General features: G+C 53.6%; 19 protein-coding genes. 11 read left to right on the top strand and 8 right to left on the bottom strand.

Annotation, left to right across the window (positions count from 1 at the left end; all coding sequences use genetic code 11):
- Window positions 1-48 precede the first annotated feature (48 nt).
- On the bottom strand, window positions 49-2,673 hold the full coding sequence (locus ACTU44_RS19305; RefSeq protein WP_462096140.1) for a bifunctional diguanylate cyclase/phosphodiesterase: 2,625 nt from the start codon (window positions 2,671-2,673) through the stop codon (window positions 49-51).
- A gap of 392 nt (window positions 2,674-3,065) precedes the next feature.
- Here ACTU44_RS19305 and ACTU44_RS19300 point away from each other — a divergent pair, with 392 nt between their 5' ends.
- Both ACTU44_RS19300 and ACTU44_RS19295 read left to right on the top strand, forming a co-directional pair.
- Window positions 3,066-4,454, top strand: coding sequence for a class I SAM-dependent RNA methyltransferase (locus ACTU44_RS19300; RefSeq protein WP_462096139.1), 1,389 nt, complete (start codon window positions 3,066-3,068; stop codon window positions 4,452-4,454).
- A gap of 260 nt (window positions 4,455-4,714) precedes the next feature.
- On the top strand, window positions 4,715-5,758 hold the full coding sequence (locus ACTU44_RS19295; protein WP_462096138.1) for a flagellin N-terminal helical domain-containing protein: 1,044 nt from the start codon (window positions 4,715-4,717) through the stop codon (window positions 5,756-5,758).
- Window positions 5,759-5,866: 108 nt separating this feature from the next.
- Here the strand turns inward: ACTU44_RS19295 and ACTU44_RS19290 are convergent, their stop codons facing one another.
- Window positions 5,867-6,382 (bottom strand): SH3 domain-containing protein, encoded by a 516-nt coding sequence (locus tag ACTU44_RS19290; RefSeq protein ID WP_336083773.1) that lies wholly within the window; start codon window positions 6,380-6,382, stop codon window positions 5,867-5,869.
- Between the two features lie 201 nt (window positions 6,383-6,583).
- On the opposite strand from ACTU44_RS19290, the gene ACTU44_RS19285 reads away from it, so the two are divergent.
- Entirely contained in the window at window positions 6,584-7,570 is a 987-nt protein-coding gene (locus tag ACTU44_RS19285; protein WP_114098239.1) for a 2-hydroxyacid dehydrogenase, read from the top strand.
- Between the two features lie 56 nt (window positions 7,571-7,626).
- Here the strand turns inward: ACTU44_RS19285 and ACTU44_RS19280 are convergent, their stop codons facing one another.
- Window positions 7,627-10,347 (bottom strand): cation-translocating P-type ATPase, encoded by a 2,721-nt coding sequence (locus ACTU44_RS19280; protein ID WP_462096137.1) that lies wholly within the window; start codon window positions 10,345-10,347, stop codon window positions 7,627-7,629.
- Between the two features lie 257 nt (window positions 10,348-10,604).
- Here ACTU44_RS19280 and ACTU44_RS19275 point away from each other — a divergent pair, with 257 nt between their 5' ends.
- The 5 genes from ACTU44_RS19275 to ACTU44_RS19255 all read left to right on the top strand — a co-directional run bounded on the left by ACTU44_RS19275 (window position 10,605) and on the right by ACTU44_RS19255 (window position 14,754).
- Window positions 10,605-11,291 (top strand): fumarylacetoacetate hydrolase family protein, encoded by a 687-nt coding sequence (locus ACTU44_RS19275; RefSeq protein ID WP_114098241.1) that lies wholly within the window; start codon window positions 10,605-10,607, stop codon window positions 11,289-11,291.
- 76 nt (window positions 11,292-11,367) lie between these two features.
- A complete protein-coding gene (xth, locus tag ACTU44_RS19270; RefSeq protein ID WP_114098242.1) occupies window positions 11,368-12,165 on the top strand; it encodes an exodeoxyribonuclease III in 798 nt (265 codons plus the stop codon).
- Window positions 12,166-12,361: 196 nt separating this feature from the next.
- Window positions 12,362-13,204 (top strand): AsmA family protein, encoded by an 843-nt coding sequence (locus tag ACTU44_RS19265; RefSeq protein ID WP_462096136.1) that lies wholly within the window; start codon window positions 12,362-12,364, stop codon window positions 13,202-13,204.
- 473 nt (window positions 13,205-13,677) lie between these two features.
- Window positions 13,678-14,526, top strand: a complete 849-nt coding sequence (locus tag ACTU44_RS19260) for an OmpA family protein (RefSeq protein ID WP_114098244.1) — start codon at window positions 13,678-13,680, stop codon at window positions 14,524-14,526.
- Window positions 14,527-14,556: 30 nt separating this feature from the next.
- A complete protein-coding gene (locus tag ACTU44_RS19255) occupies window positions 14,557-14,754 on the top strand; it encodes a YqaE/Pmp3 family membrane protein (RefSeq protein ID WP_114098245.1) in 198 nt (65 codons plus the stop codon).
- A gap of 96 nt (window positions 14,755-14,850) precedes the next feature.
- Here ACTU44_RS19255 and ACTU44_RS19250 read toward each other — a convergent pair whose 3' ends face one another.
- The 3 genes from ACTU44_RS19250 to htpG form a co-directional block, all read right to left on the bottom strand.
- On the bottom strand, window positions 14,851-15,081 hold the full coding sequence (locus tag ACTU44_RS19250; protein WP_462096135.1) for a hypothetical protein: 231 nt from the start codon (window positions 15,079-15,081) through the stop codon (window positions 14,851-14,853).
- Between the two features lie 3 nt (window positions 15,082-15,084).
- On the bottom strand, window positions 15,085-16,419 hold the full coding sequence (locus tag ACTU44_RS19245) for a deoxyguanosinetriphosphate triphosphohydrolase (RefSeq protein WP_462096134.1): 1,335 nt from the start codon (window positions 16,417-16,419) through the stop codon (window positions 15,085-15,087).
- Window positions 16,420-16,576: 157 nt separating this feature from the next.
- On the bottom strand, window positions 16,577-18,457 hold the full coding sequence (gene htpG / locus ACTU44_RS19240; RefSeq protein WP_462096133.1) for a molecular chaperone HtpG: 1,881 nt from the start codon (window positions 18,455-18,457) through the stop codon (window positions 16,577-16,579).
- A gap of 283 nt (window positions 18,458-18,740) precedes the next feature.
- Here htpG and ACTU44_RS19235 point away from each other — a divergent pair, with 283 nt between their 5' ends.
- A complete protein-coding gene (locus tag ACTU44_RS19235) occupies window positions 18,741-19,067 on the top strand; it encodes an HPF/RaiA family ribosome-associated protein (RefSeq protein WP_033067024.1) in 327 nt (108 codons plus the stop codon).
- A gap of 156 nt (window positions 19,068-19,223) precedes the next feature.
- On the opposite strand, the gene ACTU44_RS19230 is transcribed toward ACTU44_RS19235, so the two are convergent.
- Window positions 19,224-19,550 (bottom strand): putative quinol monooxygenase, encoded by a 327-nt coding sequence (locus tag ACTU44_RS19230; protein ID WP_462096132.1) that lies wholly within the window; start codon window positions 19,548-19,550, stop codon window positions 19,224-19,226.
- Window positions 19,547-20,137 (bottom strand): NADPH-dependent FMN reductase, encoded by a 591-nt coding sequence (locus ACTU44_RS19225; RefSeq protein WP_336083755.1) that lies wholly within the window; start codon window positions 20,135-20,137, stop codon window positions 19,547-19,549. Before ACTU44_RS19225 ends, ACTU44_RS19230 begins: the two co-directional genes overlap by 4 nt.
- 116 nt (window positions 20,138-20,253) lie before the next feature.
- Between ACTU44_RS19225 and soxR the strand changes: the two genes are divergently transcribed.
- Both soxR and ACTU44_RS19215 read left to right on the top strand, forming a co-directional pair.
- Entirely contained in the window at window positions 20,254-20,715 is a 462-nt protein-coding gene (soxR, locus tag ACTU44_RS19220; protein WP_114098250.1) for a redox-sensitive transcriptional activator SoxR, read from the top strand.
- Window positions 20,716-20,899: 184 nt separating this feature from the next.
- Window positions 20,900-23,764: a helicase-related protein gene (locus ACTU44_RS19215; RefSeq protein ID WP_462096131.1), complete on the top strand. Its 2,865-nt coding sequence runs from the start codon at window positions 20,900-20,902 to the stop codon at window positions 23,762-23,764.
- Window positions 23,765-23,837: the final 73 nt, after the last annotated feature.

The raw sequence follows: 23,837 nt of genomic DNA, 5'->3' as shown, positions 1-23,837 counted from the left end.
CTTTTGGTTTTTAGGCTGCCGAATCAATGAGCAGGCAATTTGCGAAAGCTAGCCTGAATGTTCGTCTTCTGCCGGACTTGATGTTGCTTTCGGGCGCGCCGGGCTCTTTTGCCGGGGCAGAAGTTCGGCGGTGTCGATTGCATCAAGTGGTGCAGACAGCAAGAAGCCCTGCATCTCGTCACAATCCGCAGCCTGAAGCACGGCAAGCTGTTCTTCGGTTTCAACACCCACAGCAACCACCTTGCGATTAAGGCTTTTGCACAGCCGGATTGCCGGTTGCAGGATGCTGTTTTCGGGTTGCTCATCAAGGGCCAGATTGAACAGCGATTTTGACAGCTTGATCCGCTGAACCGGGAAGCGTTTCAGATAGCGTAGCGACGTATTGCCCGCTGCAAAGTGATCAAGCGTCAGGCCAATACCCGCCTCGGCAAAGCGATAGAACTGGCCAAGCGCGCGTTCAGGTTCACGCATGGCGATGTCTTCGGAAACCTCGATCTCGATCATGGCGGCATCAATTTCATGTTCAGCCGTAAGATCAATGATGTTCTTGATCAGGTCAGCCTGAATGAACTGGCGGCTTGAAACGTTCAATGCAATCGGAACCGGGACATAGCCCTGTTCACGCCATTGGGCGATCTGTTTGCACACGGTTTCAATGATCCATTGACCCAGTGGTGACAAAAGCCCCGTCCGGTCGGCAACCGCGATAAAGTCAGGCGGCAGGCGGCGCTTGCCACTGTCATCAATCCAGCGCAACAGCGCCTCAAACCCGGTCAGGGTGCGGTCGGATGTCCGATAGCGCGGCTGATATTCAAGGACAAAGCGCTTTTCATCAACCGCACGGCGCAATTGCGTTTCCATTGAAAGACGCGCATGCATCACGTTGTTCATCGTCTCGACAAAGAAGCAATAAGACGATTCCGCAGATTTCTGGGCGCGATACATTGCGGCATCCGCATTGGCCAGCAATTGCGACGGTGCGCGCGCATCGTTGGGATACAGGGCGACACCAACACTGACATGCAGACGGATTTCTTCGCCCGTCGTGGTCTGGATCGGCTGTGACATGGCTTCGACCACGCGTTCGGCAACCAGTGCCGCGCCTTCGGCCTCTGACAGGTCGGTTGCGATAATCGCAAACATGTCCCCCGAGAACCGGGCACAGGTGTCTTTTTCACGCACTGTCGCGCGCAGACGCCCGGATATGGTGCGCAATGTTTCGTCACCGATATCTGCGCCGAACCGGTCATTGATGGCGCGGAAATTGTCGATATCAACCACCAGAACCGACAGAAGCTTTTCATACCGTTTGGCATGGGCAACCGCCTGATTAAGGCGGTCTTCAAACAGTGCATGGTTCGGAAGCCCGGTAAGCGGGTCATGCGTTGCCAGATACCGCAACCGATTAACCGATGCGTTGGCCGCCGGATTGTGATGCAGGGTGATATCAACGCAATCAGGATTGCTGGCGGATGGCTTCATCGCCAGATTGCAGACGACATGAACGCCTTCGGCACTGCGGACAATCCATTCACGGCGTAATTCTTCCTCGCCGCGATTGATGGCAAGCAGCATCTTTTCCTGCGATCGGCGCGAAGCGGTTCCGTCGGACTGGAATTCCGGTGCCAGATTGTAAAAGCGGATAAATCCGTAATCTTCTTCGCGCAGATCAAAGAATTCGGCCGTTTCCGGCGACATTGATTTCAGATGACCATCAAGCTTGGTAATCGACAAAGCAAGGTCATTGATATCATCACCGGCATTGATGTGATGCAGATGGCGTCGGGATGATGTTTTCTGCCGGTTGGTCAGCATGAAGATCAGAACGGTAAACAACGCTGTTACCAGCGTCCCGAACAGTAAAATAAGTTCAGGATTGATGGTGTGCTGGCTTGCAAGTTTGGGGTCGGCAATGACATCGACCTGCCACTGACGCCCGACAATCTCGACCGGGACGGTGCGTTGCAACTGTTCGTCATCGCCTTCGCCACGGATTTCAAACAGAACAGTGTCACCTTCGCGCACACGCACGGTGTAATCTTCGACCTGTTCGGTATTGATGACCGAGGCCAGCATGGAACGGATGCGGAATGCCCCGTTGATGATGCCGATAATCTCGCCATCACGGCCCAGAACCGGGCTATAGGCCGCAAATCCGCGCCCGCCCTGAAGAAGTTCAAGTGTCGGGGTGATCTGGGTTCTGCGCTGATCAAGGGCGATATCCAGAACCGGGCCTGCCATCGGATGGCGTTTCAGATCGGCACCAATGGCCGGAACGTTCCCCTTGATCGGGGCTACATATAAAATGATGTAATTGGGCGAAATCCAGTTGATTGCCTGCAGCGCCGGAAAACGGCTTTGCAGCGGGGTGGCAATCGAGAGATATGCGCGTTCATCCTCGGGCGCGCCGTCTTGCCAGTTATCTGCAAAGCTTTCAAGAACGGCGAGGTTGCTTGTGACAATCTGGCTGACTTGCTGGGCTACAGACGTGGCTGTAATCTGGGCTGCGGACAGAAGAATGGTACGACGATTTTTTTCAAACGTTTGCCAGAAAAAGAAAGTCACAGAGCCAAGGAAAACTGCCGTCAGAAAACCTGCCAACAATGCCCGTTTCTTCAAACGGGACGTTTGCGTGGATGCATTTTCATCAGCTTGTTTGTTTTCTTCTTCCATCTCTCCCCCATACGTGACCCGCAAAACAGGTTCCCCAAACCCGGATATGCGCGCAAAAAAAACGCATTCGTCACGTCATTTGCAAAGGCATCATGCGTATGATGTCTTACAAACGGTTTTGTGTCACGCAGACGATAAGCAATTCGCTCTATGTTTAATGGTGCCATTATTACAGGATTTTAAGGGTTTAGTCGCGTTCATTTGCATATAATTTTTTGCGCAATAAGTTCGTTGCCGGGGCGTCTGCACCATTTTTACGGGCAGACGCAGGATTAAATCTTTGTTCGCCCCTGTTCGTGGCGCGCCAACTGGTGTATCTGAGGCTGGCTTCTGGCACCCGCGATAATTTGCCAGATAAAAGTGTGACGAAGATCACCCCCGAGAGAGAGTTTATGAAACATCATCACCGCAATCCCCGTGCCCGTGGGGGACGCAAGCGTCAACCGTCCCGGCGTGATCCGCTGATTGGTTTTGAAGCGCCCGTCACCATCGAACAGGTTGGTGCGCGTGGTGATGGCATTGCGCATATTCAGGCCCCGGATGGTAAAGCGGTTCTGGTCTATGTTGATTGCGTGTTGCCCGGGGATGAAGTGCGGGTTGCCCTGCGTCAGAAACGCGGTGACGGATATGGCGCCGAAGTCATCGAGGAAATTGCCCGCACCGGTGCGTTCAACCCGCCACGCTGTTCGCATTTCAAGGAATGCGGCGGCTGTGCGCTTCAGCATATGAGCGACGATGATTACCGGGCGTGGAAATATGACAAGGCCAAAACTGCTGTTTTGCGGGCGGGGATTGATCCCGAGGATGCAGATGATCTGATTGCCGATGTTGAAATTTCACCACCGGCAAGTCGCCGTCGCGCGGGTTTCTCCGTTCATGTCGGGGCGACCGGGGTGTTTGTCGGTTTCCATGGCCGGTTCAGTCATACGGTTTTGAATGTTCCTGACTGCGCTGTTTTGCGCCCGGAATTGATGGCGTTCCGTTCTGCCTTTGTCGATTTCCTGACATCCTGTCCGCCAGATTACGCGCGCGATATCAAGGAGGTCTTTGTTACCCTTGTCGATAACGGACTTGATGTTCTGATCCAGGCCAGTGCAGACCCCAATCTTGATATGCGTCAGGATCTGGCCGAATTCGCCGGGGCACAGAACCTTGCGCGTCTGAGCTGGCAGGTCGGGGATCGTCCGGATGAACCGGTTGCCGCCCGGCATACGCCGCTGGTGTCCTTTGAAAATGTCGAAGTGTCGATTGCGCCTGCCGGGTTCTTGCAGGCAACGCTTGATGGTCAGCAATCCCTTGTAAATGCGGTCAAGCAGACACTGGATGAAATTGCACCGAGACAGGTCGCCGATCTGTTCTGCGGGGTCGGCAGCTTTACATTCGCATTGGCCTTGCATGGCAAGCGCCGGTCGGTGACTGCTGTTGAAAGTGACCCGCGTGCGGTCGAACTTTTGCAATATGCCGTGGGTCAGTCAGGAAGTCCGATCAAGGTTGTCAAACGTGACCTGTTCCGTCAGCCGCTTACCGCAGCTGAGTTGGGGGCATTTGATCTGGTGCTGTTTGATCCGCCGCGTGCAGGCGCACTGGCCCAGTGCGAGCAACTGGCAACAGGCGGACCTGAATGGGTTCTTGCGGTTTCCTGTAATCCGGCGACCTTTACGCGCGACATGCGTGTGTTGCGCAATGGCGGCTATGAAATTCAAAAGGTCGTCCCGGTGGATCAGTTCCTGTGGTCGTCACATCTGGAACTGTTTGCTGTTCTGCGCCGTAAAGCGGTCTGATCCGGGCTGTTCGGGGCAGCCCGGATTGACGTTTGCAGGCGGACTTTACAGGCTGATTGCGCCCAGATTGGGTGGGGGTTTTTAAAATCGCGCCTTGATTGTGCGATTTGGCTTAATGTTTCATCGCTAATAATCTATACTAATGGCTGGTATTTCCGCCGGACACCAGGAAGGTCAGGTGGACAAAGTTTTGAATGATTTCAATTTCTTTGTCCGTGCAGCATGTAGTTGCCTCGCCGGCTTGTTTGTGCGGAAAAGCAATGGAACCAGTTGCGAGTCAGCTTACGATCTATACCAATACTGCGCGTGCGATTGCACCGCAGAACCGGTTGATCGCGTCTGATGGCAGCCAGTATCCCACGTCATCGGGCAGTTCTGAACGCAATACCGATTCGCTTCGTGGTGCGAGTTACACCACAGAAAAGCTTCGTGGATCGCTTGGCAGTGCCAGCAACCTTTTGACACAGGCATCAAGTGATTTGTCGCGCATCGGTGATGCGCTTGACGAAATTGAATCCCTGATCGAAATCGCAGAAGAAAGCCCGGACCTTTCGGCGCAGCAGCGTGCGCAACTTAATAGCCAGATCGAAGATTATCTGGGCGAAATTGACGATATTGCTGCAAACAGCAGCTTCGATGGCCGGAACCTTCTGGATGCGGATCAAACGATATCGGTACAGGTCGGTTCCGGAACGTCGTCAGATAACCGGATCAATGTCGAACTTTATGCATCGTCGACCGAGGATTTGGCGACGGGGCTTTCATCAATTGACCTGACGGATGGTTCGGGCGTTTCAAATGCACGTGCCCTGATTGATGAAGCGCAGCAGGCATTGCGTGATCGCGAGACTTCATTGTCGGCTGATCGCGGCAGTCTTGCCGTTGCGCAGGATCAAAACCGCGTTTCACAGGTTGCAGGCGACAATATTGTCCAGGCCCAACTGGCGGCGTCCGAAACATCCGGTGCCGAGGATATCAGGTCGCGTATTTCGGCAAATCTGCAGGCCTATCTTGGGGATATCGCCACCCAGCTTGCCAGTCAGACGGTCAGTATTGGCGGGTTCGGCTTGCCTGAACCACGACCTGATCCGTTCCTTGAACAGAATGACAGGCCGGTCTTTGACCCGAACGCCGATAAACGTGATCCGCTGGCACAGGAAACCTTTGGGCAATCGTCGGGTGCAAACACCAGACAATCCTATTCCACGCCGGTCTTTGGCGGGTATGACAGCGGTGGTCATGCGACATCAAACAGCGGTGGCGGGGCTGATCGTCCGCAAAACCGTATGTCTGTCGATGCCTGATATCTTCCGTAAAGCCGCAATTATTTAAAAGGCCCCGTGGATGTTCCGCGGGGCCTTTGGTTCGTTTGATCGAAAGGACGGGTGGTTTTCGGAAATCTATCCTGTCGTCTAGCCTTCTACGGTTTCATCTTCATACACGCCCCAGAAACCGTGACGCGGTGCCCATCCTTCGAAATCGCCAAAGCGCAGCTGGCACCAGTTCATATTGGCCGGGCAGTCTTCGATGCTTCCGATGACGCTGGCCGAGACCATAGCGATCTTGCGGGCATTTTCATCAGCCGCGGAATAAAGCGTGATACTGTCATCGGTGACGATCACATGTCGAGAGCCGACCAGAAGGCTTTGATGAACCCAGCCTTCACTGCCTTCCCAGTCGCGAACCTTACGCCATGTATCAAATTCAGACACGACTTCCATCGGCATATTGCGACGTTGATAAATCCAGACTTTCGGATATCGAAGCCCCGGCCCGGAACGCAAGAATACCTTGTCTGATCGCAGTGCGACAAATCGCGGAATGGGCAGACCGGATTCTTGGGCGCTGGCCACAATCGGGGTGGTCAGACTTGCCAGAACAGCCAAAGCCATGAAGCGATACATAAATGTGCGCAAAAACTGCGGCATCTTGTTGGTATTCCCTTGTTTCGGAGCTCTGACAGGGATCTGTCAGAAATCCTCTTCACGTAATAAAATTACAAAAAATGCGTCAAAATCCTTGCTTTTGTACCTTGCTGCATGGCATCACTGCATTGCGGCAGGGCACAAAAAATGTGACATGCCATATTTTGTCAGAAAAAGAGTTAAAAGACCGCATAGGATCGGCAGATGACCAAGAAAAAACCGCTTGTCGTCGTGACCCGGAAGCTGCCGGAAGCGATTGAAACCCGCATGATGGAACTGTTCGATGCGCGTCTGAATATCGATGACGCCGCAATGACCAAGGAACAACTCATCGAAGCTGTCAAAGTGGCAGATGTTCTTGTCCCTACTGTGACGGACAAGATTGATGCCGCCGTACTTGCCCATGCGGGGCCGAACCTTCGTCTGATTGCCAATTTCGGAACCGGGGTGGATCACGTTGATTTGCAGACCGCACGGTCGCGCGGCATCACGGTCACCAACACGCCCGACGTTCTCACCGAAGATACAGCAGACATGACAATGGCGCTGATCCTTTCGGTATCCCGTCGCCTTGCCGAGGGCGAACGCCTTATCCGCAAGGGCGAATGGGCCGGATGGGGCCCGACATTGATGCTGGGTCATCGCATCTGGGGCAAGCGTCTTGGCATTGTCGGTATGGGCCGTATCGGTCGTGCGCTGGCGCGCCGGGCAAAGGGGTTCGGGCTGTCGGTTCATTATCACAACCGCCGTCGCGTTCACCCGGAGATCGAAGAAGAACTTGATGCAACCTATTGGGAAAGCCTTGATCAGATGCTTGCCCATGTCGACGTTGTTTCTGTTAACTGCCCGCATACACCGGCAACCTATCATTTGCTTTCGGCAAGGCGTCTCAAGCTGATGCAACCCCATGCCATTCTGGTCAACACAGCACGTGGCGAGATCGTTGACGAACCGGCACTGACCCGGATGCTGGCCGATGGCGAGATTGCCGGTGCCGGTCTTGATGTGTTCGAGCATGAACCGGCCGTAAACCCCAAACTGCTTGATCTGCAAAACGCGGTTCTTTTGCCGCATATGGGGTCAGCCACCATCGAAGGGCGCGTGGATATGGGCGAAAAGGTCCTGATCAATATCAAGACCTTTGTCGATGGCCACACACCGCCAGACCGTGTGATCGAAGGGCTGCTCTAGACAGGTTTTCGACAACGATGTCAGGATTTAAATGCCGGGGATTTCCCCGGCATTTGTCATTTGGGCGTGGTTTTCGGGGCCGGGATTTTTTTATGCAATACAAATGCATGTACCAGTTGTCCCAAAATCAACGGGGTGATGCTGCCGCCAGCCACCAGCATCCAGCCCGTCGGACCGGGGCTTGAGATCATCAGAAGATCCGACAGGCTTGGTATCCACAAGGTTGCCCCGACCAGAACGCAGCACAATGCCAATGCCCCCCAGACAAACGGGTTGCGGCTTACATCATTGATCAATGCATTCGAACCGGAAGCGCGCATGTTAAATACGTGCAAAAGCTGGGCGGCGGCCAATGTCAGGAATGACACGGAAAGGGCTTCCTGTTCGCCCAGCGCAAAGACTGTGTGGGCCAGAATAAATGCACCAAGCGTTCCTGCCGTAATCAGCCCGCCATAGACGATCACCCGCATCCAGTGCAAAGCACCAAGGATCGGCTCTGCCGGGTCGCGTGGTGGTTGCTTCATGACACCCTTTGCGCCTTCACCAACACCAAGCGCGAAGGCCGGGAATACATCGGTAACAAGGTTCAGAAAAAGAATCTGCAATGGCAGTAAAGGAAGGGGAAGCCCGCTTAAAACAGCCAGACCGACGATCAGGATCTCGCTGAAGTTACAAGACATCAAATAAATCACGAATGTCCTGATATTGGCAAAAATCACCCGGCCCATATGCATGGCGGCAACGATGGATGGAAATGCATCATCGCGTAAAACCATGTCGGCGGCTTCGCGGGCAACTTCGGTGCCACGTTGACCCATGGCAATGCCGATATCGGCTTTCTTAAGGGCCGGTGCGTCATTCACACCATCCCCTGTCATCGCAACGATAGCGCCGCTTTCCTGATGAAGAGATACAAGATCAAGTTTGCTTTCCGGGCTGACGCGGGCAAGAACCGGGGTCGCGAGAATGGCCTCGCGTTTATGTTCAGCAGCGTTGCCAACATCCTGAAGGTCGCGGCCTTCCAAAACCGGGGCGTCCGATCTGCATAAGCCGACCTGACGGGCGATATTGTGGGCGGTTCCGGCATGGTCACCGGTGACCATAACAGTCCGAATACCGGCGTCGTGACAGGCCTTGATCGCACTTGCGACGTCGCTTCTTGGCGGATCAAGCAAGGCGATCAATCCAAGAAGCGTGAGATTTTCATAAGGAGCGGTGTCCTCCGACCTTGCCTCTTTCATTGCCAGGCCGAGAACCCTTAATCCTTCGCTGGTCATCTCCGTGGCAAATTCCGTCCATTGATGGCGCAGCTTGTCATCGAACGGCACCTTGCCATTGATCGTGAGAAGATCAGTACAACAGTCAATCACCGCTTCGGATGCGCCCTTTACCGCAACAAACAGGGCGTCATTGTCTGGTTGATGATGGTAGGTCGCCATCATCCGGGTCTGGGCGCTAAAGGCTTCCTTCGCAACCAGTGGAAAATCTTCGAGCAAGGTTTTCTGATCGTATCCCTGCCTTGTAACGGCTTCGAGCAACGCAGTTTCCATCGGATCGCCAATTGGCGCGGATGATATGTTCGTTTTTGTACCGGTTGCGGATGCTGGTGAAATGAGGATTGCATCGTTACACAACATCGCGGTTCGCAAGGCGATTTCTTGTGTCGGATCATTAGGTGTTTCAACCGGTCTGGTCGCCCCGGTTGTCCCGAATGCATTCGTCTCGTCAAGTATGACTGTACTTGTGCGCAGGCGGACAACTGTCATGCGATTTTCGGTAAGTGTACCGGTTTTGTCAGTCATGATGACGGTGGTGGCACCAAGCGTTTCAACGGCTGACAGATTTTTGATCAGGGCATTGCGCCGCGCCATCCGCGCCATACCACGTGCAAGGGCAACCGTTGCCACAATCGGCAAACCCTCGGGAACAGCGGCAATTGCCAGGGCAACACCGGTTTTGACCATCAGCAGGAAGTCCTTGCCGGCATAGATGCCACTTAGCGTTATAAAAAGGGTCAGCCCGAGTGTGACCCAGATCAACTGACCGGCAAGCTTATCAAGTCGCTTTTCAAGCGGGGTTGTTTCGGCATCTGCCGTTTCGGCCAGATCGGCAATATGACCAAGTTCGGTGGCCATCCCGGTTGCGGTAACAATCCCAAAGCCATCGCCGCGGGTAACTGCCGTTCCCTTGAAAACCATATTGAACCGGTCGCCAAGAACGATGTCATCACCAGAAAGAATATCGTTGGTTTTGGCGATTGGCAGGGATTCACCCGTCAGTGTGGATTCGTCACATTGCAGATTGTTGCAATCAACGATGCGTATATCGGCCGGAACAATGTCGCCCGCTTCAAGCAGAACAATATCACCGGGAACGATATCTTCTGCCGGGATGACGGTTGCGATGCAATCGCGTCGAACACGGGCTTTGACTTGCGAAAGTTTGCGCAGAGATTCCATTGACTGGACAGCGCGATATTCGGATGAAAATCCGATGGCAGCGTTCAGGACAAGGACAACTGCAATCGCGCTGCCTTCGGTCCAGTCACCGAGATAAAAGGAAAGCAGCATTGCCCCGGCCAGAAGATAGACAATCAGGCCGGTGAACTGATCAATCAGAATGTTCCAGACAGATCGTGACTTGCTTCGCCGAAGCACATTGCGGCCAAATCTCCTTCGGCGTTCAGCGATTTCCTTTTTGCCCAGACCGTTTTCCGGACGAACATTTTCAGTATCAAGAACCTGATGAGCCGTTTGGAGATAGGGAGAGCTTTTCATCGATACCCCTTGTGCAGACCATGGTCCGGGTGGTGGTCGTGCGGCATGGCTTTGCCAGTCTTTCAGTTTGCGTCTGACGTGGTCAAGTGATTTGGAATGGCGGCCATATGTCAGACAGCTGCCGTGATGATGGAAAACCAACCCGAATGCAGGAACAGAAATCCGTTTTGTGACCGGGTTTTACATCTCAGTCATTTTCTTTTGCGGGTAGCTTGGCTATCACTGTTATCAAACAGCGTTAGTTTCAAGGAGCCATCATGGGTTTGATTTTCCAGCCTGCCGAACCGACGACCATTCCGGTTCAGGATTCCGACGATCTTTTCCCGGTTAACCGCATTTTCTGCATCGGAAAAAACTATGCCGATCACGTTCGTGAAATGGGATCGGACCCGTCTGATACGCCGCCATGTGTGTTCATGAAACCGACCGGTTGTCTGGTGGTCGGTGATGGTGATCTGCCTTACCCGTCAGCAACCGAAGATCTGCATTATGAAGGTGAACTTGTCGTTGCCCTGTCAAAGGGGGGCAAAAATCTTGACCGTGCCGCGGTTGAGGATGCGATTTTCGGGTATGGGGCAGGTCTTGATATGACCCGCCGTGACGTTCAGGCAGGCCTCAAGGAACGCCGTCTGCCGTGGGATATGGCCAAGTCGTTTGACGGCTGTGCCGCAATCTCTGCGCTTAAGCCCAAAGCAGATGCAGGCAATCCGCATGCGACCAGTCTGAAACTGTCGGTCAATGGCAATGTCCGTCAGAACGACACCACGGCCAAGATGATCTGGCCGGTGATTGATGCGCTTGTTCATCTATCGACCCTGATCGAACTGAAACCCGGTGACTTGCTGTTTACCGGAACGCCCGAGGGCGTTGGTCAGGTGGTTCGCGGTGACCGCATGGATCTGGCGATTGAGGGTGTCGCTACACTGTCAGTGACGTTGAAATAGACGTCAGAACTTTTCGAAAATTTCCGGGGTCGTGGGGCAGGGGCCTTTCCCGAACAGGATTTGAACGGAGCCCGTTTTGAAAATTGTAAGTTGGAATATCAATTCCGTCCGCCTGCGCATCGAGCAGGTCATCAAATTTCTTGAAGATCAGCAACCCGATGCGCTGTGTCTTCAGGAACTGAAATGCCCGGATGAGCATTTCCCCCATGAGGCATTTGAGGCTGCTGGCTATGTTCATCGTCATAACCACGGTATGAAAAGCTATAACGGGGTGGCGATTGTTTCACGAATGCCTTTCGTCGAAACTGACATCAAGCATTTCTGTGGCAAGGAAGATCGCCGTCACTGCATGGCGAAATTCGAAAATGGGGTCGAGCTGCACAATTTCTATATCCCGGCGGGCGGTGATGAACCCGATCCGGCGATCAACGAGAAATTTGCCCACAAGCTGTCCTTTATCGACGAGATGACCACCTGGTGGACCGACCGTCGTGCTGCTGATCCGAACCGCAAGGCCGTTCTGGTTGGCGATTTCAACATTGCCCCGTCAGAGAACGACGTCTGGTCGCACAAGCAGCTTCTTCGGGTCGTCAGCCACACACCGATCGAGGTCGAAATTCTTGAGAAGTTCCGCCAGTCAGGCGACTTCATTGATTCAGTACGCGAAGTTGTTCCGGAACCCGAGAAGCTGTTTAGCTGGTGGAGCTATCGTTCTCGTGACTGGCGCGGCAGTAATAAGGGACGTCGTCTGGATCATGTCTGGATGACCCCGAATATGGCCGGGACGGTCCGAACAGCATCGGTCTATGACCTTGCACGTGACTGGGAAAAACCATCCGATCACGCACCGGTGGTTGTGGAATTCAACCTGTAACCAGATCGCGTTTCGATTGAGTGAAAACAGCGGGCCGGGGAAACCTAGTTCGCTGTTTTGTCATGTAAAATAACTTGGCAAAATAACTTGATTGTTGTGCTGATCGGCGCAACTCTTTTGCTTGAACGCAACCAAACATATACCCATGTGGTCAGTGTCGGATTGTTTTGGTGGCAAATTAAGCAGGATACGAGCAATGAAAAAGATACTGATTGGTTTGGCAGCGATCATCGTTCTGGTCGTGGGCGGACTTGTATATGTCTATGTCAATCTCGACGATATCGTCAAAACGACCATCGAAAAGGCCGGAACACGTGTGACCCTGGCGGAAGTGACCGTTGATGGTGTGACGATCGAACCCACACAAAATACGGCAGGCATCACGGGGCTGGTTGTTGGTAATCCCGACGGGTTCAAGACGGATTATGCCTTCTCGCTAGGCAATATTTCGGTGCGCCTTGACGGAACAACGCTGACCAGTGACACTATTCGTATTATCGAAGTCGTTGTCGATGCGCCAAGTGTTACCTATGAACTTGGCAATGGCAGCTCGAACATCGCAACCATTCAGCGCAATGTTGAAAGTTTTGTCCAGCGTGTTTCGGGACCGACCGGCGCAGGTGGTGCAGATGGGGCGACGGATACAGCTGCCAGCGAAGAAGCCGGTTCGAGCACCAAAATTATCATTGATGACGTATATGTTCGTAACGGCAATGTCGGTGTGTCAGCAGCTTTGCTGCAGGGTAAAAAGCTTTCAGCAAGCCTTCCGGAAATTCATCTTGAAGATGTTGGCAAGGACGATGGCGGCGCAACTCCGGCAGAAGTTGCTAGTGAAATTCTGACCGCAATCAACGCGTCAGTCTTCAAGGCCGTTTCGAGTTTGAATGTTGACGGTCTGCTGCAGGGCGTTGGCGATCTTGGCAAAGGTGTCGTTGGTGCTGTTGGGGGCGCTGCGAGCACAGGTGGCTCGTCGGTCAAGGATGGTGCCGAAGCACTTGGTGGAGCAGTCAAAGGGCTGTTTGGCGGATCATCTGATTGATCTGTCTGATCACCATTGAGCGTTGGAAATCCGGGGCCTGATCAGGTGGCAAGTCTGATCAGGCCTTTTTCGTGTTGGTCGCGCAGTGTTTTGTGGTTTTCCGGTCGATGATTGGGCCGTTAAACCGTTGCGGTGCGGGCACCTGCGCAGGGATTGGAACCGAAAAGATTATGAATTTTCTCTATCCCACTGCTTTTTTTCATGAAATTGACTTCTATATATTCTTGGATAGGGGTAATTATATCCCCCTCATATCGTTTTGGGGCATTGGGGCGTGAGTGCAAGTTACGTGTCAAAATTCGGGGTCAGGTCTGTGATCTGATCGACTGCAACAACGATATGGTGCAAGTGACAGGCAAAAAAATGACCTGTCTGGTGGTCGTCATAATCCATTGAAGTCCGGTTTGATGATAACCACCGAAACGAAATTGGGATTGGGATAAAGAATGTCGGTCAGACAAGGAGTAACACCGATGAAAGCTAAACTGCTCGCCGTTGTTTCCGCCGCAGCCTTTCTGAGCGCGTGCGCAAATATGAACATTCCAGGGGTGCGTGACATGGCTGACGAAGGGTCGGCATTTGATGCAGCTCTTCACCAGAATTACGCTGATCTCGCACAGGCCGAGTATGACGAAGCCGATTGGAGCGATGCACGTTACTTCACCAGCCGTTCGAAAATGGCTGCGATGAGCCAGGATACCGGCCCGCAGATGATTTCCGAACGTACCCTGCCAGCAGGCACCGAAGGCGAAGTGGAAGTTGCACGTAGCGACCTGATGGCAGCACTTGATGCCGGTGGTCGTGAAAAGGCTGCAACGGCCGCTGCGCGTGCACAGTCGAGCTTCGATTGCTGGTTGCAGGAACTTGAAGAAAACATTCAGCAGGAAGACATCGACAACTGCCGTTCTGCTTTCTATCAGGCACTCGCCATCGTTCAGGCTGAACTCGACACCGCACCGGCCCCGATGGCTGCAATGCCGATGCCGGTTCCGATGAATGTCTATTTCGGCTTTGACAGTGCTGCAATCGACACCAAAGGCATGTCGGTCATCGACGGTATTGTCGAAGCATATGGCAAATATGAACCGGCATCGATCAGCCTGGTTGCCTATGCCGACCGTGCAGGCGATGCGATGTATAACGACATCCTTGCAAAATCGCGTGTTGATGCCGTTGTGAAAGCACTTCGTGACGGCGGTGTGCCGGCAAGCAAGCTTGCGATTAGCATCAGCGGCGAAGCCAATGTTCCGGTTTCCACCGATGATGGTGTTGCCGAGCAGGGCAACCGTGTTGTCGTTGTCACCTTTAGCGACGGCATGTAAGCGCGTCCAAGCAACAAGGGGATCACATCCATGCGTCTTTTGATCGCACTTCTTCTGCCCTGGTTACTGTTCTTTACCATCGGGCGTCCTATTGCAGGCATTATCTGCCTCATCTTGCAGATAACTGTGGTTGGTTGGGTTCCGGCTGCGATCTGGGCGGTCTATTCTCTTAGCCAGTATAATACTGACAAGAAAATCAGCAGTGCCATGGGTGGCGGTCAGGAATAACTGACACTGTCTGTGCTGCGTGGCAGCCGGACATGAAATCCAGGTAAAAGGCAGGCCTTGGGGCCTGCCTTTTGCATTTTAGGGACTGAATTAACCTTAGCGCAGGTGACGGCGAACACCGCCCACAAAGCGCGCAATCAGCCGTGAAACGATAAAACGGGTCAATGTGAAGCTGATGGCACTGGCTATTGCGGGCCAATACCATGCGGCGACCTCGGGACGGGTGCTTTGTTCAACCAGCCCATAAACCACAACGGCAATTGCGGTTGCGGCAAAGAAAGCTGTTCTTCTGCGATAACGGGCAATAAAGGGACCAAGCATCCACATCAGTTAGTGCTGTCCGCCGCCAATGTCGCGCGCCAGCCGGGCCGCAAAATCATCTGTCATGCCCGACACATAATCAAGGATCACCAGATACAAATCATAAAGCGATGCACCAACCGGCATCGCGTCATTGCCAATCAGTTCGCGTACGCGCCCGGCACGATATGGAAGGTCCGCTTCGGAACTGGCATTGTGAACCTCAAGCGCGGTCTTGCAGAAGGTGTCAAGCAGGGTTTCCAGATGGGCAAAGGCCCCCACTTCAATCTGAACCTTGCGGCGGTTCAGAATGATCTGCTTTTCCGAGAATGACTTTGCTGTCGTGATCAGCTCGTTATAGGGACCACTTGCACAGGCCAGAAGGTCACCTTTCCACTCACCTGCCAGAAGGGCGTCCTCGTTGGCGACGAAGGCATCCACCAGCGCAGCAAGAATCCCGGTCATGATTTTGCCACGCAGGAACGAGATTTTGCGACTGGCATTGGGTTCGCGGTCATATTCCGCCGGAAGATCACCCGCGATACAGGGACGAAGCATTTCTTCAAGAACCCGGAAATCGACCAGTTCAAGTTCCACCCCGTCTTCGATATCGATCAGGGCATAGCAAGCATCGTCAGCGGCCTCGACCAGATAAACCAGCGGATGGCGGCAAAATGACTGATCACCGGTGCGGATCAGGCCCGTGGCGTCGGCGACTTCTTCAAGCAGGGAAAATTCCTTTTGGAAGGCGCCAAATTTCTTTTTCTGCGGGAAGGGGCTGCCCGATGCAGACCAGGGATACTTCAGGAAGCTTGCCAGTGTCGCATAGGTCAAACGCATCCCGCCATCATACAGACCAGTCCGTTTGTTGGTCAGAAGCCGGAAACCTTGAGCATTTCCTTCATAGGTGGTCAGATCGGCGAACTGTTCGGCGGTCAGACTGCGGGTAAAAGAAGGGTCGGCATCAATGAACCATTGGCGGATCGCATATTCTCCGGCATGACCAAAAGGCGGGTTGCCGATATCGTGACACAGTGCGGCGGCCTGAACGATCGCGGCCATATGGTCGGGATCAATCGTATCGGGAAGACTGCCTTTTTCATGTAAACGATGACCAATCATCAAGCCCAGCGAACGTCCGATGCATGAGACCTCAAGGCTATGGGTCAGGCGGGTATGGACATTGTCATTTTCCGGCAGCGGATGAACCTGCGTCTTGCGTTGCAGGCGGCGGAAAGCTGAAGAAAAGATGATGCGGTCATAATCCTTGTGAAAGTCGGATCGACCAAACGCCCCGACACTGGAATGACGGGTGCCAAGCCGGGCGGGTGACAACAGTTTTTGCCAGTTCATCATCGCGGTCATGGTGTATCGGGCCTTCCCGTTCGTTCACAGGTTCTTTCACATGTGGGGCCTTTATGCCCGTTGTTGGTAAATAAGCATTTTAAATTTTGCGATTTCCCAAAAGAAAACGGCGCATCTTTTGATGCGCCGTTGATAATGTCGGGTCGTCTATCAGGTGTCAGGCACCCAGACCTTTTTCCATGATCAGATCAAGGCGACGGGCAAAGCTGACCGGGTCGGGCAGGGCTTCGCCTTCAAGAATGCGGGCCTGATCCAGCAGAAGCAAAGCGGCGTCATTGAGGATCGGTGCCTTGGCATCCTTGATCGCAACGTCAGACAGCTTTTTGATCAGGCTGTGTTTCGGATTGATTTCAAGAATGCGCGGGCTGATTTCATCAACACGGTTGTGTTGTTTCATCAGGCGTTCCATGCGCAAATCCATACCGGTTTCATCGGCGATCAGGCAGCAGGCCGAACTGGTCAGACGATCAGATTCGCGAACATCCTTAACACCGGTGCCAAGGGCGATCTTGATTGATGCAATCAGGGCATCAAGTGATGCATCACTTGCCGCCTCGTCCTTTTTCGCATCCTTGCTGTCATCCTTGTCGTCTGATTTGACGTCATTAAGGTCTGCACCACCACGGGTTACCGATTTGAAGTCCTTTTCTTCAAACTGGCCAACCGATGGCATCCAGAATTCATCAACCGGATCAGTCAGAAGCAGAACTTCAATGCCTTTGGCTGCAAAGCCTTCAAGCTGCGGGCTGCGTTTAAGCGCATCAATGTCTTCGCCACTGATATAATAGATGGCCTTCTGGCCTTCTTTCATGCGTTCGACATATTCGGCCAACGTGGTCCAGCCATCACCCTTGGTCGAGCGGAATTTGGCGATCTTGAGGATGCGGTCACGGTTCGACTGATCTTCGTAGAGGCCTTCCTTGACGACGGCACCAAAGTTTTCCCAGAACTTTTCGAACCCTTCACTGTCTTTCTTGGCAGCGGTTTCAAGTTCGGACAGGACTTTCTTGGTCAGGCCGTTTTTGATCTTGGTCAGGACGGGATTGTGCTGAAGCATCTCGCGCGAGACGTTAAGCGGCAGGTCCTGACTGTCGACCACACCCGATACAAAGCGCAGCCACGGCGGAAGAAGTTCGTCTGCGCCCTCGGTAATAAAGACCTTGCGAACATACAGTTTCAGATGGCCTTTGCGCTGCGGATCATAAAGATCAAACGGTCGCATGGTCGGCAGATACAGAAGACCGGTATATTCAATCGCGCCTTCGGCCTGATAGTGGATGGTTTTCCAGGGATCGTCGAAGGCATGGGAATTGTGTTTATAGAATTCCTTGTATTGCTCGTCGGTGACATCTGATTTCGGGCGCGTCCAAAGGGCGGATGCCTCGTTCAGCGTTTCGTCCCCGTCGGCTTTCATCAGGACAACCGGGATGCCGATATGATCGGAATAGGTTTTGACGATGTGGCGCAGGCGATATTCTTCGGTAAATTCCTTGAATTCGTCAGTCAGATGCAGGGTGATCTGTGTGCCGCGGCCTTCCATCTCGGTTTCGGCGATGGTGTATTCGCCCTTGCCGTCCGATGACCATTTCCATGCCTGATCCTCGCCAGCCTTTCGACTTACGACATCGACCTGACTTGCCACCATGAAGGCGGAATAGAAACCGACACCAAACTGGCCAATCAGGTCAACATCCTTGGGATTGTCTGACTTTGATACGGCATCAAGGAACTTCGCGGTTCCCGAATTGGCAATGGTGCCAAGATTGTCAATCAGGTCTTCCTTGTTCATCCCGATCCCGTTATCGGCAATCGTCAGAACATTGCGAACATTATCCGTAAGCAGGCGGACCTTGAATTCAGCGTCGCCAGCGAGCAGTTCCGGTTTGGCAATTGCTTCGTAACGCAGCTTGTCGCACGCATCAGAAGCATTGGAGATCAGCTCGCGCAGGAAGATGTCCTTGTTCGAATAAAGGGAATGGACAACGATATCGAGCAGTCGACTGACCTCGGCCTCGAACCGCATTTTTTCTTCCGTCATGACCTCTTTTTTCTCCTGTAATTCAATGATCTGAGGACCTTCCCCTGATGAGGCAGAAGGCCAACCAACGCAATGGTCTGGTTTCGACCGAGCTTGATATGCGTCAACGCACCTTGCAGCGCAAGTCCTGTATCCTAAGTATAAATATAGACGGTTTTTATCAGGGGCGTACAAACCAGACAATAACGCCCCTAAAAATCCCGGAACGGTAAAAGTTTCGGGGGTGAACGGCAGGGTGCAACGCCCTGCTTTGCGTCCAAGGCTTTAAACAGGAGGCCGTATCATGAAGGTTCCCGTTCAAATCACCTACCGTGATGTTGATCAGTCTGATGCGCTTGACGAGCGTATCCGTTTCAAGGTGCAAAAACTGGAAGAAACCTTCGATCGCATGACAAGTTGTCATGTCGTGGTGGAACGACCCCATGCTTCCCATAACCATGGAAACCGCTTTGCCGTGCATTTCGGCATTAATGTGCCTGGCAAGGAAATCATGGTGAAGCGTGATAGCGCCGATCATGCGCATGAGGATGTCTATATTGCGCTGAAAAACAGTTTTCAGGCGGCGCGTCGGCAGCTCAAGGAATATGCCGACAAGATGCGTAATCACTAAGGTTCCTGTTCGATATGGAAAGGCAGGCGGGGCGACCGGATGGTCGCCCCGTTTTGCGTTTGGAAATCACTTTTGCACGGGTGGCGCAAAGGGTGGCGCAAAGGGAGGTGCAGGGAATGTATCAGCCCGAAACTGCTGCGGGGGAGGCGGGGGAGCTCAAACAGTTCCGGACTGATACAGCACGGTGAAGCGGCCGGGTTTTGCTGCTTCAAGAAGGGGGCGCACGCGGTTCATATGTTCGGCAAAGCGCGGGGAACTGGTCCAGTTGTCCAGATCGTCGCGGGATCGAAATCGCGACATAATGACAAAGGATTCTCCGTCTTCGGCGGCATAAAACCGTCCGCCAATAAGACCTTCGATTTCCGGGGCGACGCTTCGCTGGAATTGTGTCTGAATTTCAACAAAGCTGTCTTTCTGCCCGGCCTTTGGCGTCACCTTGCTAAGTGTGATGACTTCGTCACTTGGCGGGTTGGTTGGTGTCATGATGCCACGGCCTCCGTAAGTTGATGTTTGCTTTGCGGATAGCGGGCTTCGCGCAATGCGCCTGCCCACCATTTCAAGTCAGTTGTCATGTTATGGAGTGCTGCCTTGGCACCAACCGGTTCCAGGGGCTGTCCGTCTTCGTCAAAGCGGTCCCATGCATTGGCGAAACTCACGACGTCGCGCATTGTGACGGCCTGCAATTCGGCAAAGACCAGTCGCAGCTGTTCAACAGCACGCAGTCCGCCAGACATTCCACCATAGGAAACAAAGGCTACCGGTTTGCGTCTCCATTCCTGTTTGGCGGCATCAATCAGAAGCTTCAACTCGCCCGTGAAGCTGTGATTGTATTCCGGTGTGACGACGATAAAAGCATCGGCCTCTGCCAGTGTTACATGAAGATGCTGAACAGCGGGATGCTGTGCCCCGACATGGAAAGCTGGCAAGTTAAGGGTGGCCGGATCAATCGTATCAATTGAAATGTCATGATCGGTTTTGAGTGTCTCGATCGCCCACCGGGCAACAACGTCACAAAACCGGCCTTCACGTGCGCTGCCATAGATGATGGCGACATTGAATGTCTCTTTCATGGATTTGACTCCTTGATAATTTCTCTTCAATGCGTAAGGTTGTAAAACCTCAACCAATATTAAGGTCAAGGGTGAATTTTCATGTCGGTGACAAGGCACAATGCAGGAGGGGGAAAGTGACGGGTTGCGGCGTTTTACAGCGTTATCTGAGTGTCGGGGAAGTCGCCAGTCGCAGCGGAATTGCTGTATCGGCTGTGCATTTTTACGAGCGCAAGGGACTGATCAGTTCGATCCGTACGGACGGGAACCAGCGCCGGTTTCACCGTGGTGTGCTGCGTAAACTTGCCATCATCAAGGTCGCGCAGAAAACCGGGATTCCGCTTTCGGAAATTGGTGATGCATTTGACAAACTGCCACCCAATACCGTGCCAACGGCCAAGGACTGGGCAAAGCTGTCATCGCAGTGGCGCGATGACCTCAACGAGCGGATCGAACAGCTTACCCGGCTGCGTGATCAGCTTGGGCAATGTATCGGTTGCGGGTGTCTGTCGATCTCCGATTGTCCGTTGCGCAATCCGGCCGACGAGCTTGCCGTCGATGGGCCCGGTGCGCGGTTGCTTGAACTTGAAGAACATTAAGACCCCGGTTATCGCGTTGATCGCCCCGTGAACTGAACTGCCGAACCTGTGAAATCTTGCACAGTTCTGCAGTTTGCGCATGGCCGGGCACAGGCAGAATGCTTGACATCCCGCCGGTTCGCGTGTTGAAAGGCCCAAAGATTGCGACAGTCCGGATCATTGGGCTGTCGATTGGAAAAGTTTGATGCAGATTTCAACCCGAACCGGTCCCCGTATCCTTGCCATATTGGGGCCGACCAACACCGGCAAGACCCATTTGGCCATGGAACGGATGTTGGCGCACACGACCGGGATGATCGGGTTCCCGTTGCGATTGCTGGCACGTGAAAACTATGACCGTGCAGTGGAAAAGGTCGGCAAGGGGGCTGTGGCCCTGATTACCGGCGAAGAACGCATCCTTCCGAAAACGGCACGCTACTTCCTGTGTACCGTCGAAGCCATGCCAGTTGCCAAGCAGGTCGACTTTCTGGCGATTGACGAAATCCAGATGTGTGCTGATCCGGAACGCGGGCATGTCTTTACCGACCGTTTGTTGCATGCACGCGGACGTTCCGAAACCATGTTCATGGGGGCCGAAACCATTCGGCCGGTTATCCGGAAGCTGGTTGAGAATGTCGAATTTGATCGACGCGAACGCTTTTCGACACTGACCTATAACGGGTCCAAGAAAATTCAGCGTCTTCCGTCCCAGTCGGCGGTGGTGACTTTTTCTGCACAGGAAGTCTATGCCGTGGCCGAACTGGTGCGTCGCCAGAAGGGCGGGGCAGCCGTGGTTCTTGGCGCGCTCAGCCCGCGCACCCGCAATGCCCAGGTCGAGATGTTCCAGAATGGCGAAGTTGAACATCTGATTGCGACCGATGCCATCGGCATGGGGCTTAACCTTGATCTGAACCATGTGGCCTTTGCGGCGCTGACCAAGTTCGACGGCAAGTTCAATCGTGGTCTGACAGCGGCGGAAACCGCGCAGATTGCCGGTCGTGCTGGCCGTCACATGAATGACGGCACGTTTGGTGTTACCGGAAACCTGTCGGGGGTTGATCCCGATATTATCGAACAGATCGAAGCACATGAGTTCGAACCGCTTGCCAAAGTTTTCTGGCGCAATGCCCGACTTGATTTCCGGTCAGTCGATGCGTTGCAGAAGTCTCTGCGTCGCCGGTCCGATGATCCGACCCTTATTCTGGCACGTGAGCCGGTTGATGAAATCATGCTTGATCATCTTTCGCATAACGAAGATGTCGCACGGATCGCAACGGCGCCCGATCGGGTCCAGTTATTGTGGGAAGTCTGCCAGATTCCCGATTTCAGAAATATCCATACCGATGCCCATCCAAGACTGCTAACATCTATCTATCGCTATCTCGCGAAACCCGGAAGCAAGCTGCCCATCGACTGGTTGGGTGAACAAGTCTTGCGTCTGGATCGTTATGATGGTGATATCGATCAGTTGTCATCACGTTTGGCAGGTATTCGCGTCTGGACATATGTATCGCACAAACATCACTGGCTCGAAGATGCCAATCATTGGCAGGAACGCACGCGGGCCATTGAGGATAAGCTCTCAGATGTGCTACATGAACGCCTGACCCAAAGGTTCGTTGACAGACGGACCTCGGTTTTATTGAAAAGTCTCAAGGACAAGTCTGAACTCATGTCTACCATCACTGCGAATGGTGAAGTACAGGTCGAAGGTGAATTTGTCGGCCGTCTTGATGGATTCCGTTTCATCCCTGATGAAACCGATGCTGCTTTCGAAGGCAAGGCTATTGCCAGTGCCGCACGCCGCGCGTTGACTGGCGAAATCGCCCAGCGCGTCAAACAACTTGAAACCGACGAAGACGATAAATTCGCGGTGAATGGGCAGCTTGATGTCCTCTGGAACGGCGCGCAGGTTGGTGTGCTGAAAAAAGGTGACACTGTTCTGTCACCCGACGTTCAGGTGATCGACAGCGAGTTCTTTGACGGTCCTACACGCGAACGGGTTCGCACCCGTCTTCAGAATTTCGTCAATGCCCACATCGAAGCCCGCCTTAAAATGCTGACCCGTCTGCGGGATTGTCAGCTTTCGGGGCCGATTCGTGGTCTTCTGTTCCAGCTAAACGAAGGTCTGGGCTGCGTTCCGCGCTCGGAACTCGAAAGTCTGGTCAAGGATCTGTCGGACGAAGACCGCAAGGCGCTTGCCAAACTTGGCGTGCGTCTTGGTGTTGAAACTGTCCATGTGCTTGACGCGCTCAAACCTGATCCGGTTGAGCTGCGCGGTATTTTGTGGGCGGTTGCCCGCGAACTCGATGCGCTTCCGGAATTGCCGCCTGCGGGCCGGACCTCGGTTCCCAATGATCGTGCAAACTCCAAGGGCTTCTATCTTGCTGCCGGTTACATGCCGGTCGGCCCGCTTGCCGCACGTGTGGACATGCTTGAACGTTTCGCGGCCCTTCTGCGTCAGAAGGCACGTGAAAATGATGGCAAGGTTCGTCCGGACCCTGATCTGCTGTCGCTTCTGGGCTGCACCGTCGAACAGGCCGAGGGCGTCTTTACCGCACTTGGCTGGCGCGCCGAGGTAACCAAGGTCAAGAAGTCCGAACTTCTTGCCAAGGAAGCCGAGAAAAAGGCCGAAGAACCCGCCAAGGTGGAAGCAGAAGTCAAAGCCGAAGACGCACCAGCTGCTGAAAGCAGTGAAGCTGCACCAGCAGAGGCTACAGAGGCAGAAGCATCAGAAGCAGTACCGGCCAAGGCCGAAGACGCGACTGAAGCGACCGACGCTGTCGAAACCGACGCCGATGGTGATGAACTGGTGGAAGTCAAATTCTTCGTCCGTGTTGATCGTCGCAAACGTGGTGGTGCCGGTCGCGGTCAGCGCGGCCCGCGTCAGGAAACACGTGGCAAAGGCGGCCCCAAAGGCAAGGGCGGCAATAATCGTCCGAACCAGGGCGGCAAGGGTGGCCGCGGTGGCAAGCCGGGTGGACGTGGTCAGGCACCTGAAAAGAACAACCAGATCAACGAAGATTCGCCTTTTGCCAAGCTTAAGGAAATGCTGGCAGCCAAAGGCTGATTGCAGCAAATTTGATCTGTTGAACGGCGATCCTTGCGGGTCGCCGTTCTGCGTTCCAAATGTAAGTTAATCA

The sequence above is a fragment of the Thalassospira sp. SM2505 genome (assembly GCF_054901115.1).
The sequence above is the reverse complement of the archived record's forward strand: the minus strand, read 5'-3'. Positions and strand labels throughout refer to the sequence as shown.

Coding starts and splice junctions, on each gene's coding strand:
- ACTU44_RS19305 (WP_462096140.1), bottom strand. CDS start 2,673: ATGGAAGAAGAAAACAAACAAGCTGATGAAAATGCATCCACGCAAACG.
- ACTU44_RS19300 (WP_462096139.1), top strand. CDS start 3,066: ATGAAACATCATCACCGCAATCCCCGTGCCCGTGGGGGACGCAAGCGT.
- ACTU44_RS19295 (WP_462096138.1), top strand. CDS start 4,715: ATGGAACCAGTTGCGAGTCAGCTTACGATCTATACCAATACTGCGCGT.
- ACTU44_RS19290 (WP_336083773.1), bottom strand. CDS start 6,382: ATGCCGCAGTTTTTGCGCACATTTATGTATCGCTTCATGGCTTTGGCT.
- ACTU44_RS19285 (WP_114098239.1), top strand. CDS start 6,584: ATGACCAAGAAAAAACCGCTTGTCGTCGTGACCCGGAAGCTGCCGGAA.
- ACTU44_RS19280 (WP_462096137.1), bottom strand. CDS start 10,347: ATGAAAAGCTCTCCCTATCTCCAAACGGCTCATCAGGTTCTTGATACT.
- ACTU44_RS19275 (WP_114098241.1), top strand. CDS start 10,605: ATGGGTTTGATTTTCCAGCCTGCCGAACCGACGACCATTCCGGTTCAG.
- ACTU44_RS19265 (WP_462096136.1), top strand. CDS start 12,362: ATGAAAAAGATACTGATTGGTTTGGCAGCGATCATCGTTCTGGTCGTG.
- ACTU44_RS19260 (WP_114098244.1), top strand. CDS start 13,678: ATGAAAGCTAAACTGCTCGCCGTTGTTTCCGCCGCAGCCTTTCTGAGC.
- ACTU44_RS19255 (WP_114098245.1), top strand. CDS start 14,557: ATGCGTCTTTTGATCGCACTTCTTCTGCCCTGGTTACTGTTCTTTACC.
- ACTU44_RS19250 (WP_462096135.1), bottom strand. CDS start 15,081: ATGTGGATGCTTGGTCCCTTTATTGCCCGTTATCGCAGAAGAACAGCT.
- ACTU44_RS19245 (WP_462096134.1), bottom strand. CDS start 16,419: ATGACCGCGATGATGAACTGGCAAAAACTGTTGTCACCCGCCCGGCTT.
- htpG (WP_462096133.1), bottom strand. CDS start 18,457: ATGACGGAAGAAAAAATGCGGTTCGAGGCCGAGGTCAGTCGACTGCTC.
- ACTU44_RS19235 (WP_033067024.1), top strand. CDS start 18,741: ATGAAGGTTCCCGTTCAAATCACCTACCGTGATGTTGATCAGTCTGAT.
- ACTU44_RS19230 (WP_462096132.1), bottom strand. CDS start 19,550: ATGACACCAACCAACCCGCCAAGTGACGAAGTCATCACACTTAGCAAG.
- ACTU44_RS19225 (WP_336083755.1), bottom strand. CDS start 20,137: ATGAAAGAGACATTCAATGTCGCCATCATCTATGGCAGCGCACGTGAA.
- ACTU44_RS19215 (WP_462096131.1), top strand. CDS start 20,900: ATGCAGATTTCAACCCGAACCGGTCCCCGTATCCTTGCCATATTGGGG.